The 16,063-nt window shown below is 61.0% G+C and carries 17 protein-coding genes; 9 read left to right on the top strand and 8 right to left on the bottom strand.

Features of this window, described 5'->3' with window-relative positions; all coding sequences use genetic code 11:
• Positions 1–84: 84 nt before the first annotated feature.
• Both BT199_RS22700 and trmA read left to right on the top strand, forming a co-directional pair.
• Positions 85–1,380, top strand: a complete 1,296-nt coding sequence (locus BT199_RS22700) for an NCS2 family permease (RefSeq protein ID WP_003194342.1) — start codon at positions 85–87, stop codon at positions 1,378–1,380.
• A complete protein-coding gene (gene trmA / locus BT199_RS22695) occupies positions 1,377–2,456 on the top strand; it encodes a tRNA (uridine(54)-C5)-methyltransferase TrmA (RefSeq protein ID WP_072435503.1) in 1,080 nt (359 codons plus the stop codon). The genes BT199_RS22700 and trmA overlap by 4 nt, the downstream gene beginning before the upstream one ends.
• A 114-nt stretch (positions 2,457–2,570) precedes the next feature.
• On the opposite strand, the gene BT199_RS22690 is transcribed toward trmA, so the two are convergent.
• A complete protein-coding gene (locus tag BT199_RS22690) occupies positions 2,571–3,035 on the bottom strand; it encodes a DUF2442 domain-containing protein (RefSeq protein WP_034126939.1) in 465 nt (154 codons plus the stop codon).
• Entirely contained in the window at positions 3,032–3,460 is a 429-nt protein-coding gene (locus BT199_RS22685) for a DUF4160 domain-containing protein (RefSeq protein WP_072435502.1), read from the bottom strand. Before BT199_RS22685 ends, BT199_RS22690 begins: the two co-directional genes overlap by 4 nt.
• Before the next feature lie 350 nt (positions 3,461–3,810).
• Between BT199_RS22685 and aroQ the strand changes: the two genes are divergently transcribed.
• On the top strand, positions 3,811–4,257 hold the full coding sequence (gene aroQ / locus BT199_RS22680) for a type II 3-dehydroquinate dehydratase (RefSeq protein WP_014720034.1): 447 nt from the start codon (positions 3,811–3,813) through the stop codon (positions 4,255–4,257).
• The gene (locus tag BT199_RS22675; RefSeq protein WP_072435501.1) at positions 4,257–5,105 is read left to right on the top strand and encodes a shikimate dehydrogenase; all 849 of its coding nucleotides are present in this window, start codon (positions 4,257–4,259) and stop codon (positions 5,103–5,105) included. The genes aroQ and BT199_RS22675 overlap by 1 nt, the downstream gene beginning before the upstream one ends.
• Positions 5,106–5,158: 53 nt before the next feature.
• On the opposite strand, the gene BT199_RS22670 is transcribed toward BT199_RS22675, so the two are convergent.
• Together BT199_RS22670 and quiC are read right to left on the bottom strand one after the other, a co-directional pair.
• Entirely contained in the window at positions 5,159–5,824 is a 666-nt protein-coding gene (locus BT199_RS22670; RefSeq protein WP_014720036.1) for a TetR/AcrR family transcriptional regulator, read from the bottom strand.
• 77 nt (positions 5,825–5,901) lie between these two features.
• The gene (gene quiC, locus BT199_RS22665) at positions 5,902–7,803 is read right to left on the bottom strand and encodes a 3-dehydroshikimate dehydratase QuiC (protein ID WP_072435500.1); all 1,902 of its coding nucleotides are present in this window, start codon (positions 7,801–7,803) and stop codon (positions 5,902–5,904) included.
• 226 nt (positions 7,804–8,029) lie between these two features.
• Here quiC and BT199_RS22660 point away from each other — a divergent pair, with 226 nt between their 5' ends.
• A complete protein-coding gene (locus tag BT199_RS22660) occupies positions 8,030–9,364 on the top strand; it encodes an MFS transporter (RefSeq protein ID WP_058410081.1) in 1,335 nt (444 codons plus the stop codon).
• A 1-nt stretch (position 9,365) separates the two neighbouring features.
• Here BT199_RS22660 and BT199_RS22655 read toward each other — a convergent pair whose 3' ends face one another.
• The gene (locus BT199_RS22655; RefSeq protein WP_003194370.1) at positions 9,366–10,244 is read right to left on the bottom strand and encodes a DMT family transporter; all 879 of its coding nucleotides are present in this window, start codon (positions 10,242–10,244) and stop codon (positions 9,366–9,368) included.
• A gap of 199 nt (positions 10,245–10,443) precedes the next feature.
• Between BT199_RS22655 and BT199_RS22650 the strand changes: the two genes are divergently transcribed.
• From BT199_RS22650 to BT199_RS22640, 3 genes are read left to right on the top strand one after another with little or no spacing between them, the layout of a single operon-like run.
• The gene (locus BT199_RS22650; protein ID WP_072435499.1) at positions 10,444–10,857 is read left to right on the top strand and encodes a lipoprotein; all 414 of its coding nucleotides are present in this window, start codon (positions 10,444–10,446) and stop codon (positions 10,855–10,857) included.
• Positions 10,858–10,902: 45 nt separating this feature from the next.
• Positions 10,903–11,790 carry a KPN_02809 family neutral zinc metallopeptidase gene (locus BT199_RS22645; protein WP_014720040.1) on the top strand — a complete coding sequence of 296 codons (888 nt, stop codon included), beginning with the start codon at positions 10,903–10,905 and terminating at the stop codon, positions 11,788–11,790.
• Positions 11,791–12,765 carry a lipoprotein gene (locus BT199_RS22640; protein WP_032904158.1) on the top strand — a complete coding sequence of 325 codons (975 nt, stop codon included), beginning with the start codon at positions 11,791–11,793 and terminating at the stop codon, positions 12,763–12,765.
• A gap of 132 nt (positions 12,766–12,897) precedes the next feature.
• Here BT199_RS22640 and BT199_RS22635 read toward each other — a convergent pair whose 3' ends face one another.
• From BT199_RS22635 to BT199_RS22625, 3 genes are read right to left on the bottom strand one after another with little or no spacing between them, the layout of a single operon-like run.
• Entirely contained in the window at positions 12,898–13,485 is a 588-nt protein-coding gene (locus BT199_RS22635; protein WP_072435498.1) for an HAD family hydrolase, read from the bottom strand.
• A complete protein-coding gene (gene tesB, locus BT199_RS22630) occupies positions 13,482–14,351 on the bottom strand; it encodes an acyl-CoA thioesterase II (protein WP_014720043.1) in 870 nt (289 codons plus the stop codon). Before tesB ends, BT199_RS22635 begins: the two co-directional genes overlap by 4 nt.
• A 38-nt stretch (positions 14,352–14,389) precedes the next feature.
• A complete protein-coding gene (locus BT199_RS22625) occupies positions 14,390–14,959 on the bottom strand; it encodes a GNAT family N-acetyltransferase (RefSeq protein WP_014720044.1) in 570 nt (189 codons plus the stop codon).
• Between the two features lie 77 nt (positions 14,960–15,036).
• Between BT199_RS22625 and BT199_RS22620 the strand changes: the two genes are divergently transcribed.
• Positions 15,037–15,957 carry a histone deacetylase family protein gene (locus tag BT199_RS22620; RefSeq protein ID WP_072435497.1) on the top strand — a complete coding sequence of 307 codons (921 nt, stop codon included), beginning with the start codon at positions 15,037–15,039 and terminating at the stop codon, positions 15,955–15,957.
• Positions 15,958–16,063 lie beyond the last annotated feature (106 nt).

Raw genomic sequence — 16,063 nt, 5'->3', positions numbered from 1 at the left:
GAAACCACAAGCGTTTGGCGCAGTTTGTGCTTTGACTTAGAGGTCAACAAATCACGACGCACACTAGCGTCACAGGGAGCCGGCATGCTGGAAAAGCTGTTTCAACTCAAAGCCCACAACACCAATGTGCGCACCGAGATTCTCGCGGGGATCACCACCTTCCTGGCCATGGCCTACATCCTGTTCGTGAACCCGAGCATCCTCGGCGAGACCGGCATGGACAAGGGCGCGGTGTTTGTCGCCACCTGCCTGGCGGCGGCCATCGGTTCGACCGTGATGGGCCTGATCGCCAACTACCCGATTGCCCTGGCACCGGGCATGGGCCTCAACGCCTTCTTCACCTACACCGTGGTCCTGCACATGGGCCACACCTGGCAGGTGGCGCTGGGCGCGGTATTCATTTCGGCGGTGCTGTTTTTCTTGCTGTCGATCTTCCGCATTCGTGAGTGGATCATCAACGCCATCCCCCTGCCGCTGCGCTCGGCGATTGCCGCCGGCATCGGCCTGTTCCTGGCGCTGATCGCCCTGCATAACGCCGGTATCGTGGTGAGCAACCCGGCCACCATGGTGGGCCTGGGCGACCTGAAACAACCGGCGCCGATCCTGGCGACCCTGGGTTTCGTGCTGATCGTCGCGCTGGAAGCCCTGGCCGTACGCGGCGCGGTGCTGATCGGCATCCTGGCGGTGACCGTCGCCTCCATCGTCCTGGGCTTCACGCCGTTCATCGGTGTGACCTCAGTACCGCCGTCCCTGGCGCCGACCTTCCTGCAGCTGGATATCAAGGGCGCGCTGGACATCGGCCTGGTCAGCGTGATCTTCGCCTTCCTGTTCGTTGACCTGTTCGACAACTCCGGCACCCTGATCGGCGTCGCCAAGCGCGCCGGCCTGATGGGCAAGGACGGCCATATGCCGAAAATGGGCCGTGCACTGATCGCCGACAGTACCGCTGCCATGGCCGGTTCCCTGCTGGGTACCTCGACCACCACCAGCTACATCGAATCGGCCGCAGGCGTGAGCGCCGGTGGCCGTACCGGCTTGACCGCCATCGTGGTCGCGATCCTGTTTTTGCTGGCGCTGTTCTTCTCGCCATTGGCCGCCAGCGTACCGGCCTATGCCACCGCGCCAGCCTTGCTGTTTGTGGCGGTGCTGATGAGCCAAGGCCTGGCCGAAATCGACTGGGACGACATTACGGTGGCAGCGCCGGTGGTGATCACCGCCCTGGCGATGCCCTTCACTTACTCCATCGCCAACGGCATCGCCTTCGGTTTCATCGCCTGGACCGCCATCAAGCTGCTTTCGGGCCGCTACCGTGAGCTGAACCCGGCACTGGTGATCCTGTCGATCCTGTTTGTGATCAAGCTGGGTTGGTTCAACGCATGACTTTCGACGCCGCAAGCTACACCGCTCAACTGCAAGACAAGGTCACGCGCCTGCGTGACCTGCTCGCACCGTTCGACGCGCCCGAGCCGCAGGTCTTCGACTCGCCGCTGCAGCACTTCCGCCTGCGCGCGGAGTTCCGCCTGTGGCGCGAAGGCGGCGAGCGCCACTACGCGATGTTCTCCCAGGAGGACAAGCGCACGCCGATCCTCATCGAAGAGTTCCCCATCGCCAGCCAGCGCATCAACCAGTTGATGCCGCAACTCAAGGCCGCCTGGCAAGCCAGCGCCGCCCTGAGCCACAAGCTGTTCCAGGTGGAGTTCCTCACCACCCTGGCCGGCGACGCGATGATCACCCTGTGTTATCACCGCCCGCTGGACGAACATTGGCACACCGCCGCAAACAAATTGGCCGCTGAGCTGAATGTGAGCATCATCGGCCGTTCCAAGGGCAAGCGCGATGTGATCGGCCACGACTACGTGGTGGAGAAACTCGACGTCGGTGGGCGCACCTTCAGCTACCGCCAACCCGAAGGCGCGTTCACCCAGCCCAACGGCACGGTGAACCAGAAGATGCTCAACTGGGCCTACGAAACGCTGGGCGATCGCCCGGACGATTTGCTGGAGCTGTACTGCGGCAACGGCAACTTCACCCTGCCGCTGGCGACCCGCGTGCGCAAGGTGCTGGCCACCGAGATCAGCAAGACCTCAGTGAATGCGGCCCTGAGCAACCTGGATGAAAATGGCGTGGATAACGTCACCCTGGTGCGCCTCTCCGCCGAAGAACTCACCCAAGCCCTGAATGACGTGCGCCCGTTCCGCCGCCTGCACGGCATCGACCTGAAAAACTACGAATTCGGTAGCGTCTTCGTCGACCCGCCCCGCGCTGGCATGGACCCGGACACCTGCGAGCTGACCCGGCGCTTCGACAACATCCTGTACATCTCCTGCAACCCGGAGACGCTGGCGGCGAACATCGCGCAACTGCACGACACGCACCGGATCTCCCAGTGTGCAATGTTTGACCAGTTCCCGTGGACGCACCATATGGAGTCGGGTGTGTTGCTGACCCGCCGATAAACCTGCAGGGTAGGAGCGAGCTTGCTCGCGAAAAACGTCAACGATAACGCGTGCTTCCTGGATAAACGCGTTGCCTGTGGGTTTTTCGCGAGCAAGCTCGCTCCTACAGTTTATTCAAGTGTCTGTTGTCTCTGGCGGCTGCGGTACTTCCTTGCGTGGCCGGCCCCCCTTCTTGCCATTGGCCCGGGCCGCTGCGGTCTTGGCCGCGCTGCTTTTGCGACCATTGCGTGATGCCACCAGGCTGGTTGCCAGGTCCATCAGCGGCTGGCTTGTAGCGATCAACCCTGTGATCGAAACATCCAGGTCTTGCGCTTCACAGCTAATCGCCTTGCCTCCGAAAGTCACTTCCAACTGCTGGAAATCCTTCTCTGAAAACCCTTCGAACTCCGGCAGGCCAGCCACCGGCAACACCACGCGGCTGCCATCGGAGAAGCCAATGGAGAGGCAATCGTTTTCATAACGTACGTTACTGGCGTTGGCGTACAGGCGTTTCAACCTGCGTCCTCGGGCGATTGCCTTGTCAACGTCGGCTTCAGTGAGAGGTACATAAGGTGTGACTTTGGCTTTTATGATTTTCATAAATTAATCCCCACGCAATCTGGCGCTCTTACCAGATTCAAAATAGTCCGTTGCGCTACGACATCGTGCCTGGCGCTGGCGATGACATAGACGCCGTGTCGAATGACCAATCCTGGAACCAACTCACCAGCGTCCCAATTCCAGGAATGATTCTCCAGGCAAACCGTCTGCAGTTTTTCCCACCAGATCCTGCGTGCCCGCGCCAAGTAGTGCCGCTGCATGATCGCCCCGCGTATCTCCTTCAGAAGTGCTGTGGGTGGCCGCCTCCGTTCAGGCTCTACATCCCACAACTCAACTTCCCCATCCAGGAAACTGAAACGAAACCGCGCATCCCATCCCTTGCCCCTGACATGCACATGGGGCGGGCAATGCTCATCCCTGATAAACACCGAAATGACATAGCCTTTGTAAGCACCTACTCTCATCGTAACCCATCCGTTAGGTTATTTTCCGTCAGGTAACAATTTCCCTCTGCCACCCGACAACCGGCTCCTATTCCCGAAGCTGTTTCACAGATTAGTAAGCACAAAAAACCCGCGAATGCCGGGTTGTAACCAGGGATGCCAACGACTGGAACGACCCGGTCAATGCTCGAAAGTCCGCCTCGTTCAGCAACCTCGCGCAATACTTCAACCGAATGCCCATCAGCCGGTAATCCAGCAATTGCACTGATTAAACGTTCGATCACCGAACAGATCCGCAGCCATCCATTGACCAAATTAACCAACCAGTACATTTTGACTCCACAACCAATAAGAACTGTGGAGAAGCCTCTATGCCGCCCATCGTGCTGGTGCTCAACGGCCCCAATCTCAACCTGCTCGGCACCCGCGAGCCTGCCACTTATGGCCATGAAACCCTGGCCGACATTGCCACCCTGTGTGGTCGCAGCGCCGACAAGCTCGGGCTGAAGATCGAGTTTCGCCAGACCAACCACGAGGGCGAATTGCTTGACTGGATCCACGGCGCCCGCAACCGCTGCGCGGGTATTGTGATCAACCCGGCGGCCTGGACTCACACTTCGGTCGCGATCCGCGATGCCCTGGTGGCCAGTGAAGTGCCAGTGATCGAAGTGCATTTATCCAACGTGCATGCCCGTGAAGCCTTTCGTCATCACTCGTTTGTGTCACCGATCGCCCAGGCCGTGCTGGCCGGGTTTGGCAGCCATGGCTACCACCTGGCCTTGGAACATTTCAGCCTGACGCTGAAGGGACGCACGTAATGAAACCAAGCATTCTTGCCGGCCTGATCGGCGCCGGCATCCAGGCCTCACGCACACCGGCACTGCATGAGCAGGAAGGCGACGCCCAAGGCTTGCGCTACCTGTATCGCCTGATCGACCTGGAGCCGCTGCACCTGGACCTCAAAGCCCTGCCGGAATTACTACGGGCCGCTGAGTTGATGCACTTCACCGGTTTGAACATTACTTACCCGTGCAAGCAGGCGATTCTGCCGTTGCTCGATGAGCTCTCCGATGAGGCCAGGGGTATTGGTGCGGTCAACACCGTGGTGTTCAAGGGCGGCAAACGCATCGGTCATAACACCGACTGCCTGGGGTTCGCCGAAGGCTTTCGGCGCAACTTGCACAACGTGCCGCGCCAACGCGTGGTGCAGATGGGCGCCGGTGGTGCGGGCGCGGCAGTGGCCCATGCACTGTTGGCAGAAGGCGTGGAATACTTGAGCATCTTCGATGTCGACCGCACTCGCGCCCAGGACCTTGTGGATAACCTTGCCCAGCAGTTCGGCACCGGTCGCGCTCAGGTCGGCAGCCACTTGGAAAACGCCATGGCCGAGGCCGATGGCCTGGTGAACACCACGCCGATGGGCATGGCCAAGCTGCCCGGCACGCCTGTGCCTGCGACGTTGTTGCGGGCTGAATTGTGGGTGGCGGAAATTGTGTACTTCCCGCTGGAAACCCAACTGCTGCGGGACGCGCGCGCCTTGGGTTGCCGTACCCTGGATGGCGGCAATATGGCGGTGTTTCAGGCGGTGAAGGCGTTTGAGTTGTTCAGCGGTGAAGTGGCGGATGCAGACAGGATGCTGGCGCACTTCCAGAGCATGAATATCTAGGGATGCAACCCCATCATGATCGTTCCCACGCTCTGCGTGGGAACGATCAGTTCTCAGGCTTGCAGGTAGCGCAACACCGACTCGCAAATCATTTCCCGATGGCGCTGCTTGATCGCCTCATCCGACAGTTCGATCTGGAAAATCTCGCTGAAGGTGTGCCGGTTGGACACCCGGTAGAAACTGAACGAGTTGATCAGCAAGTGCACATCCAGCGGCTCCAGCCCTTCGCGAAACAGCCCCAACTCAGCCCCGCGGCGCAGGGTCTCCCCCAGCCCTTCCAGGATTTTGCTGTTCATCGCCTTGATGGTCTCGGTGCGTTTGACGTACTCGGCGTTGTGGATGTTTTCGATGCTGACGATGCGCACGAAATCCACGTTCTGGTCGTGGTGATCAAAGGTGAATTCCACCAGCCGGCGAATCGCCTCACGCGGCTCCAGGGCGGTGAGGTTCATACGCGTTTCGGTGTTGCGGATATCACCGTAGAGCTTCTCCAGCACCTCGACGTATAGCTGCTCCTTGCTGCCGAAGTAGTAATAGATCATGCGCTTGGAGGTATGGATGCGCTCAGCGATGGCGTCTACGCGAGCGCCGGCCAGGCCCTGTTGAACAAACTCGACAATGGCTTCCTGGAGAATATTCTCCCGGGTCTTTTCCGGATTGTTCTTGCGACTCTTGCGCGGTGCGTCAGCTACCGCGGGGAGATCGGGACTCGAGGTCATGGTGCGCTCACGGCCATTGTTGTGCAGGCGCTGATTATGGGCCGCGGCGCTCCCCGAAGGAAGCACCTGCCTTGCGGTTATAGCCGAGCCTGGCGTACCGCCCCACTGCGCGACTTGGCCATCGCCGCCAGACGCACCGCGACGTTGGCAGCGCCGTAGCCGGCATAGCCATTCTTGCGCTGGATGATCTCGAAGAAAAACCGCCCCTCGAACGCCTCGGTGTACACATGAAACAACTCACCGCCCTGGGCGTCGCGGTCATACAGCACGTTGTAATACGCCAACTCACTGAGGAACTCATCGTCAAAATCAAAGCGCGCCGCCAGGTCGTCGTAATAGTTGAGAGGGATATCCAGCAACGGCACACCGGCTTCTTTGGCCCGGCGTACCTCGGCGAAAATATCCGCGCAATCGAAGGCAATGTGGTGCACGCCCGAACCGCGATAGCTGGAGAGCGCGTGGGAAATCGCGGTGTTGCGGTTTTCGGAGATGTTCAGCGGCAGACGGATCGAGCTGCAGCGGCTACGCAACGCACGGCTTTTCACCAGGCCGTAAGGGTCGGGCAGCACCACTTCATCGTCGGCTTCAAAATCCAGCAGGCTCTTATAAAACAATACCCAACTGTCGAGGCTGTCGGCCGGCAAGGCCATGGCCATGTGGTCGATGCGCAACAAGCCGCCGCTAGCGGGTGCGGCCGTTTGCAGGTTGAAATCGGTGTCGTACAGCCCGCCTTCGCTGGGGTCGACCAGGTAAATCAGGCTGCCATCCGGTGCACGCACGGCGGCCAATTCCAGCTCGTTGGGGCCGACCAGGCCGCGATAAGGCTGGCCCTTGTAGGCCACCGCCCGCTCCAGGGCCTTGGCACTGTCCTTGACCCGAATTGCCGTGGCGCACAGCGACGGGCCATGGGCCTCGAAAAAGTTGTGGGCGAAGGAATAGGGTTCGCAGTTGAGGATCAGATTGATATCGCCCTGGCGCAACAGGCTCACATTCTTCGAGCGATGCTGGCCGGCCTTGGCAAACCCCAGGCGTTCCAGCCAATTGCTCAGTTTGGCGCCAAGGCTTTCATCCACGGCAAATTCGAGGAATTCGATCCCGTCGTACTCGCTGGCCGCCGGGGTTTCAAACAGGATGTCCACTGGCGCAGCGGGTGCCTCTTGCGCCAGGCGCTGGCGGGTTTTTTCCTCGAGGTACAGCAACGAGCGCAAGCCATCTGCCGCATTCGCACGAGTGGGCGCGGCGCGGAAGCCATCGTTGAAAATTTCCAGGGACAAGGGCCCGGTGTAGCCACTTTGGATGATCGGCGCGAGAAAGCCCGCCAGGTCAAATTCGCCCTGGCCGGGGAAGCAACGGAAATGCCGGCTCCACTCCAGCACATCCATGGCCAGGATCGGCGCGTCGGCCATTTGCACAAAGAAAATCTTGTCGCCGGGGATCTGGGCGATGCCACTCGGGTCGCCCTTGAGCGACAAGGTGTGGAAGCTGTCGAGCAACACGCCCAGGCTTGGGTGATCGACCTGGCGCACCAGGTTCCATACCTGCTGCCAGGTGTTCACATGCTTGCCCCAGGCCAACGCTTCATAGCCGATGCGCAGGCCGCGCTTGGCCGCGTGTTCGGCCAGCAGGCTCAGGTCATCGAGCAGAATGCGTTCGTCACCCACGCTGTCGGCCGAGGCGTTACTGCACACCAGCACCAGGTCGGTGCCTAGCTCTTGCATCAGATCGAATTTGCGTTCGGCGCGCTCCAGGTTGCGCGCCAGGCGATCACGGCGGCAGCCTTCGAAGTCGCGAAACGGCTGGAACAGGGTGATGGCGATGCCGAGGTCGGCACACATCTGCCTAACTTCCCGAGGGCTGCCGTCGTAATACAACAAGTCGTTCTCAAAGATCTCCACCCCATCAAACCCGGCGGCGGCGATGGCTTCGAGTTTTTCCGGCAGGGTGCCGCTCAAGGACACAGTGGCGATAGAACGTTGCATGGAAGACTCCCGGCAATTGTTGTTTGTGGCAAATTATTCGCCCCCAGCCTACAGGCAGCAATTAAAATGTACGAACCGGTTAGTTTTTGGTGCGATTATCGAACACTAAGCCCCTTTGGCGAATTGACGACTTTTTAACCACTGCGCACCATCGACCGGGTAATTCGCTCACGTAACAAAGACCCAGAACACACCATAAGAATTTCAAAAAACGGGTACAAACCTCATGCCTCTGCAAAATTCAGCCCTGGCCGCGCGCCCGGGCAACCCGCACGCCGGCATCGGCGACAAGATCCGCGGTGCCCTGGCCGTGGGTAAAACGCGCTGGGGCATGCTGGCCCTGGTGTTCTTTGCCACCACCTTGAACTACATCGACCGCGCCGCCCTGGGCGTGATGCAACCGATCCTCGCCAAGGAAATGAGCTGGACGGCGATGGACTACGCCAACATCAACTTCTGGTTCCAGGTCGGCTATGCCATCGGCTTTGTGCTGCAAGGCCGCCTGATTGACCGGGTTGGCGTCAAGCGCGTGTTCTTCTGCGCCGTGCTGCTGTGGAGCCTGGCCACCGGCGCCCATGGCCTGGCCACCTCGGCGGTCGGCTTTATGGTCTGCCGGTTTATCCTCGGGCTGACCGAAGCCGCCAACTACCCGGCCTGCGTCAAGACCACACGCTTGTGGTTCCCGGCGGGTGAACGGGCAGTGGCCACCGGCATCTTCAACGCCGGCACCAACGTCGGCGCGATGATGACGCCCATGCTGCTGCCGTTGATCCTGCACGTGTGGGGCTGGCAGGCAGCGTTCCTGTGCATGTCGGCACTGGGCGGTATCTGGCTGGTGCTCTGGGGCTTGAAGTACTACAACCCGGAAGACCACCCCACGGTTAAACAATCCGAATTGGACTACGTGCAACAGGAAGTCGAACCGGAACAACCCCGCGTGCCGTTCAGCCGCATCCTGCGCATGCGTGGCACTTGGGCCTTCGCCCTCGCCTACTCGCTGACCGCGCCGGTGTTCTGGTTCTACCTGTATTGGCTGCCGCCGTTCTTGAATCAGCAATACAACCTGGGCATCAACGTGACCCAGATGGGCATTCCGCTGATCATCATTTACCTCACCGCCGACTTTGGCAGCGTCGGGGGCGGGATCCTGTCGTCATTCCTGATTGGCCGTGGGATGAACTCGATCAAGGCGCGGCTGTTGTCGATGCTGCTGTTCGCCTGCTGCATCGTCGGCGTCATCATGGCGGCCGGCTCCAGCCAGCTGTGGGTCGCGGTGTTTGCCATCTCCCTGGCCATCGGCGCGCACCAGGCCTGGACCGCCAACATCTGGAGCCTGGTGATGGACTACACGCCCAAGCACATGATGAGCACGGTGTTCGGTTTCGGCGGCATGTGCGCGGCCATCGGCGGCATGTTCATGACCCAGATCGTCGGCCATATCCTCACGGTGACCAACAACAACTACACGGTGTTGTTCACCCTGATCCCGGCGATGTACTTCATCGCACTGGTGTGGATGTACTTCATGGCGCCGCGCAAGATCCCTACCGTAGACGTTTGATCTACCTGCGCCGTTGCTGCCAGGCAGCGGCCAACCCGCTCATGCAGATCACCCCGATACCCACCACCGTGGTCATATCGGGGGTATGGCTGAACACCAGCCAGCCCAACAACCCCGCAAACACGATCTGGCAATAGCCAAACGGCGCCAGCAAGGCCGGCGCCGCGAAGCGGAACGCCTGGGTGAGCATCAGGTGCGCGGTCATCCCGCAGGTGCCCAGCGCCAGCATCATCACCGCATGCCACAGCGTCGGCACTTGCCAGAAGAACGGCACCATTGCACTCATCACCAAGGTGTTGCACAGGCCGGCGAAGAAGTTGCTGGTGGTCGGGCTGTCGTATTGGCTGAGGATGCGCGTGAGCAACTGGTAGAAGCAGAAGAACAGCGCCGAACACAGCGGCAGCAACACCGCCGGGGTAAACAGCTCGCCGCCGGGGTGGATAATGATCACCACGCCGATAAACCCGCAGATCACCGCTAGCCACTGGCCTCGGGTCACGTGCTCACCGAGCAACGGCACCGACAGCGCCGTCACCAGGATCGGCGCCAGGAAGTTCACCGCTGTAGCTTCGGCCAACGGGATGTAATGCAGCGCTGTGGTGAAGAACAGGCTGGTGCCCAACAGGCATAACGCCCGCACCACCTGCATGCCCGGCCGCTTGCTGCGCAACACGCGCAGGCCCGATTGCGGCAGAAAGATCCCGGCCATCAGCAAGGTGTGGACCATGTACCGCGCCCACACCACCATCACGATCGGGTAAAACCCGGCCAGGTATTTGGACAAGGCGTCGTGGCTGGAGAACAGGAACGTCGCCAGCACAATCAGCAGGATGCCTTTGAACGGATGGTTGACGCCGGAGAGCGGGGTACTGACAGTCATTGAATTCCCTTGTGTGGCGAGCGGGACGCTGAGCGCTGAACCAAGTCGCGCTCAACCCGGTAATCTAGCAGCCGGGCCGGAGTCTGCCCCAAGAGCATAACCAAACACTGGGCGAACAGCGCACTAAATCGATGGATCCGAGTCCAACGCTGCACGCTCGCCCCGGCGTTGCACACTATTTAACCAAGGCCTTGCCGCTATGAAAAAAATTCTCTTTGCCCTGTCTGCCCTCGCCCTGCTCGCCGCCTGCGATAAAACCCCGAAAGAAGCCCCCAAGCCCGCGCCGGCTTCCGTGCAAGCGACCCTGGTGCCCGAAACTCCGCCCACCGATAAATGGGTCGGCAAGTGGGTCGGTGTCGAAGGCTTGCACCTGACCATCGCCAAGGACGACAGCATTGGCCGTGGCCACTACCTGCTGACCATGCAATACGGCCTCGACGCCGATGACGCCGGCACCTTCAAAGGTGAGGCCACCGAAGACGGCATCGCCTTTACTCGGCCCGACGGCCCGCAGCTGTTGCGCGCTGGCGACGGCGCCGCCACCGGCTTGAAATGGCTGGCAGATAAAAAAGACTGCCTGATCGTCGCCACTGGCGAAGGCTATTGCCGTTAATACCGACCATAATCAATCACGGTTTGCACACAGAGGATTGCTCCCATGCTATGGAAAAAAGGCCGACGCAGCGACAACGTGGTGGATGCCCGTAACGACAGTGGCGGCGGCGGTGGCGGTATGCGCTTCGGCGGCGGCAAGGGCCTGAGCCTCACGGCCATCGTGCTGATCGTCGGCATTGGCTGGCTGACCGGCCAGGACCCGATGCAGATTCTTGGCCAATTGACCGGCCAGATGGAACAGGCGCCGTCGGTCAGCACCCAGCCGCGTCAAGCGCCGCCAGCCAACGATGAGCAAGCCGACTTTGTGCGCGCTGTGCTGGGCGATACCGAAGACACCTGGGGCCAAGTGTTCCAGGAAAATGGGCTGGCCTATAAGAACCCGAAACTGATCCTGTTCCGTGGCCGGGTGAACTCAGCCTGTGGTGGCGCCACCTCGGCCAGCGGCCCGTTCTACTGCCCGGCTGACCAGCAGGTGTACCTGGACCTGGATTTCTTCCGGGAAATGTCGCAACGCTTCCAGGCCGCCGGTGATTTCGCCCAGGCCTACGTGATCGCCCACGAAATCGGGCACCACGTACAAACGTTGCTGGGCATCTCGTCCAAGATCCAGGCGGCGCGCCAACAGGGTCGGCAGATGGAAGGCGACGGTGGCCTGCTGGTTCGCCAGGAGCTGCAAGCCGACTGCTTTGCCGGCGTGTGGGCCAATCATGCGCAAAAACGTCTGAACTGGCTGGAACCCGGCGATATCGAAGAAGCCCTGAACGCAGCCAATGCCATCGGCGATGACCGCTTGCAGCAACAAGGCCAGGGGCGCGTGGTACCAGACTCGTTCACCCACGGCACCTCGGCCCAGCGCGTGCGCTGGTTCAAGACCGGCTTCGCCCAGGGCCAGATCACTCAATGCGATACCTTCGCGGCCAAGAGTCTCTAAATGATCAAACGATGGGGGTTACTGCTGGGTGTGCTCGTGTCCTGTTGCACCTTCGCAGCCGAACACGGCGTCAAGGTGGTCAGCCCCGATCGCTTTCATCTGGAGGCCGGCGACCTCAGCCTGGGCCTGAGCCAGGATTGGCGCGAACCACTGCCCAAGGTCACACGCGCATTGATCATCGTGCATGGCCGCCTGCGCAATGCACAAACCTACCTGCAAAGCGGCATCGACGCCGCCGAGCATGCCGGGGTGGGCGGTACTACGCTGGTGATCGCGCCGCAGTTTCTCAATCAAGCCGACGTGAAGCGCAATCACCTGGGCCACGAGGTAGTGCGTTGGACGGGTAACGACTGGATGGCCGGCGAAGCGTCCACCGGCCCAGGGCAGATCAGCTCTTATGGCGCTCTGGACCAGATCATCAAGCACTTGGGCAACCACAAACTGTTCCCGGCGCTGAAAGAAATCGTGGTCGCCGGGCATTCCGGTGGCGGCCAAGTGGTGCAGCGCTTCGCCCTCACCGGCCACGACCACCCGTTGCTGAACTCCGAGGGCATCCGCCTGCGGTATGTGGTGGCTAACCCGTCGTCCTATGCGTACTTCAGCCCGCAGCGCCCGGTGACGTTCGACATCGCCAATTGCCCAGGCTTTAACGACTGGAAGTACGGCATGCAAAACCTGCCGGATTACGTGGGGGGCCGAGGTGCCCAGCAACTGGAACAAGACTACGTCTCACGCGACATCACTTACCTGTTGGGCCAGCAGGACACCGACCCCAACCACCCGGCATTGGATAAAAGCTGCGAAGCCGAAACCCAGGGTGCGTATCGACTGCTTCGTGGCCACAACTACTTTGACTACCTCAAGCAGCGGCATCCGCAGTTGGGCCACCGGCTGGTAGAAGTGCCGGGGGTGGGACATGACGGGGACAAAATGTTTACCTCGCCAGAAGGAGAAAAGGTGCTGTTCGCCCATTAGCACCTGAAGGAACCTAATCAAAATGTGGGAGCTGGCTTGCCTGCGATGACGGACTGTCAGTTGATAAAGTGTCAGCTGACCCACCGCTATCGCAGGCAAGCCAGCTCCCACATTTGCTCTCTGTCGCCCGGCTTAGATCATTCGGCGCAGCGCCGCACAATCCTCGGCATGCCAATCCGTCAATTCCGGCCAAGGGTTCTCCGGCAAGTTCACCAACACCGTCTTGGTGCCCGCTGCCCGGCCACAATCCAGGTCAAAGCGGTAATCCCCGACCATCACCATGTCGCGGGGTGCTACGTCCCAAGCCGCCGCCAGTTTCAGCAACCCACCGGGATCCGGCTTGTGCGGCGCATCATCGCGCCCCAGCACATCCTCAATGGCAAAGCAGTCCGCCAGGCCTATCGCCTCCAACGTGATATGGGCCAGCTCCCGCGCATTACGGGTCAGGATCCCCAAGCGATAACCGCGCCCGGCCAATTCGCGTACCAATTCCACCGCGCCTTGCGCCGCCACCGAACCCAGGGCCAGCTCGCGCTCGTGCTCCAGCAACCAGGCGTGCTTGGCCGCTGCAACCGGCGCCGGCAAGGCCGCCAGGTGCGTGAGGATGTCGTCTTCAGGTGGAATGTCCAGCGCCACGCGGATAGCGGCAAAATCATGCACGGCCACCGTGAGGGTGCCGTCCATGTCGAACACCCAGTGCCTAACGTCGCCGAGGCTCATGCCCAATCCTTGCGATGGCGGATCAAACCTTCCTGGGTCACCGACGCCACCAGTTGCCCGGCGCGGTTGTACACGCTGCCCCGGGAGAACCCCCTGGAGTTGCCAGCCCACGGGCTGTCCATGGCGTACAACAACCAGTCATCGGCACGCAGGTCGGCGTGGAACCACAGCGCGTGATCGAGGCTGGCGACCTGCATGTCTTTCTGCCACACGGTCTTGCCATGGGGCAGCAGCGAGGTGGTCAGCAGGCCGAAGTCCGAGGCGTAGGCCAACAGGTACTTATGCAGCGCCGGGGTGTCCGCCAAGGCACCGTCGGCACGAAACCACACGTACTTGACCGGGTCGGACGGCTGCGGGTTGAACGGGTCTTTTTCGGTGACCGGGCGCACTTCGATGGGCTTGGGGCACAGCAACTTGTCGCGCATGTGCTCGGGGATCAGGTGCGCACGTTGCTGGGTCAGCTCCAGCTCCGACGGCAGGTTTTCCGGGCCCACTACCACCGGCATGGTGGTCTGGTGCTCGAAGCCTTGTTCGTCGTACTGGAACGAGGTCGTGCAGGTGAAGATCGGATTGCCCTTTTGAATCGCGGTGACACGACGCGTGCTGAAACTGCCACCGTCGCGCACGCGGTCCACCGAATACACCACCGGCAACGCGGCATCGCCAGGGCGCAGGAAATAACCGTGCAGGGAATGCACATGCCGCGCTTCTTCTACGGTCTGGCTGGCCGCCGACAGTGACTGGCCGAGCACTTGGCCGCCGAACAGCTGGCGAAAGCCCAGGTCCTGGCTGCGGCCGCGAAAGAGGTTCTCCTCGATCGGCTCCAGGGTCAGCAAGTCCACCAGATCTTCCAATACTTGGCTCATAGAGCAACTCCTACAATCAATAGGGCATTCCGGGCTGCTTATCCGTGCAGCGTGTCCAACCATTGGGCGCGGGTGATGCGGTACAAAACATGCGGTCGCAGCGGGTCACCGGCTGCGACTTTCGGGTGTTCAAAATCTGCCTGCGGATCGTAATGCATACCGATGGCCTGCATGACTTTTTGTGAGGGCAGATTGCTCTCGGTGGTGAAGGCCAGGATTTCGTCCAGTTGCAAGCGGTCAAAACCACAGCGCAACGCTGTCCAGGCGGCCTCACTGGCATAACCCAGGCCCCAATGTTCGCGGGCCAGGCGCCAGCCGATTTCCACCGCCGGGGTAAAGCCGGCTTCAAAGCTGACATTCGCAAGCCCGGTCAGGCCGATAAATTCGCCCGTGTCCTTGCGCTGCAAGGCCCAAAAACCAAAGCCATATTCAGCAAAATGCCCGCGAATCCGGCCGATAAGCGCGGCGCTTTCCAAGTGGCTCAATTGAGCCGGAAAGTAGCGCATCACCTGCGGGTCGGCGCACATGCGCGCAAAGTCCGGCAGGTCGCTGTCGCGCCATTGGCGCAGCACCAAGCGTGCACTTTCCAATTCCAGTATTGGCTCCATGGGTCCCCCCTGCCTTGCCATGTGCGTGAGTGTACAGCGCTGTTAAGATCCGTCGCAGGCTCCCGTCAGAAAATCCCATGCCCTTGCCATTGATCTACCACGAAGACTACAGCCCTGAGTTCCCGGCGGACCACCGGTTCCCCATGGACAAGTTTCGCCTGTTGCGTGACCACCTGGTGGACAGCGGCCTGACCGAAGACAGCCAATTGCTGCGCCCGCCGCTGTGCCCGGCAGACATTTTGGCCCTGGCCCATGAACCTGGGTATATCGAACGCTACATGAGCGGCGAACTGTCCCGCGTAGACCAACGCCGCCTCGGCCTGCCGTGGAGCGAAGCCCTGGCCCGGCGCACGGTGCGCGCGGTGGGCGGCTCGATCCTGGCCGCCGAACAGGCCCTCGAACATGGCCTGGCCTGCCATTTGGCCGGTGGCACCCACCATGCCCATTACGATTATCCGGCGGGTTTCTGCATTTTTAATGACCTGGCGGTGATCAGCCATTACCTGTTGGCCAGCGGCCGGGTCAATCGCGTGCTGATCTTCGATTGCGACGTGCACCAGGGCGACGGCACCGCACGCATCCTGCACGACACGCCGGACGCCATCACCGTGTCGCTGCACTGCGAAAAGAACTTCCCGGCACGCAAGGCCCAGAGCGACTGGGACATCCCGCTGCCCATGGGCATGGGCGATGCCGACTACCTCAAGGTGGTGGATGACGCGCTCAACTACCTGCTGCCGCTCTACCAGCCGGATCTGGTGCTGTACGACGCCGGCGTGGATGTGCACAAGGACGACGCCCTTGGTTACCTCAAGCTGACAGATGCAGGCGTCGCCGCCCGTGATGAAAGCGTGATGCGCCACTGCCTGGGCCGCGACATACCGGTGATGGGCGTGATCGGCGGCGGTTACAGCAAGGACCGCCCCGCCCTCGCCCGCCGCCACGGCATCCTGCACCACAGCGCGCAGCGGGTGTGGACGTCATCAGGCTGTCATTGAAGTGTGAGCGTTACCCACAATGCCTGTGGAACGGCCTGTGGATAACTTGAGCGTAAGCGGCTGCAAGCGAGTAGCCGCATGGCCTGTAGGAAAGTGTACGTTTTTT

This window comes from Pseudomonas sp. NFR02, from assembly GCF_900119375.1.
Taxonomy (GTDB): Bacteria; Pseudomonadota; Gammaproteobacteria; order Pseudomonadales; family Pseudomonadaceae; genus Aquipseudomonas; species Aquipseudomonas paracarnis.
Note: the sequence above shows the minus strand (reverse complement) of the source record. Positions and strands in the feature narration are given on the sequence as shown.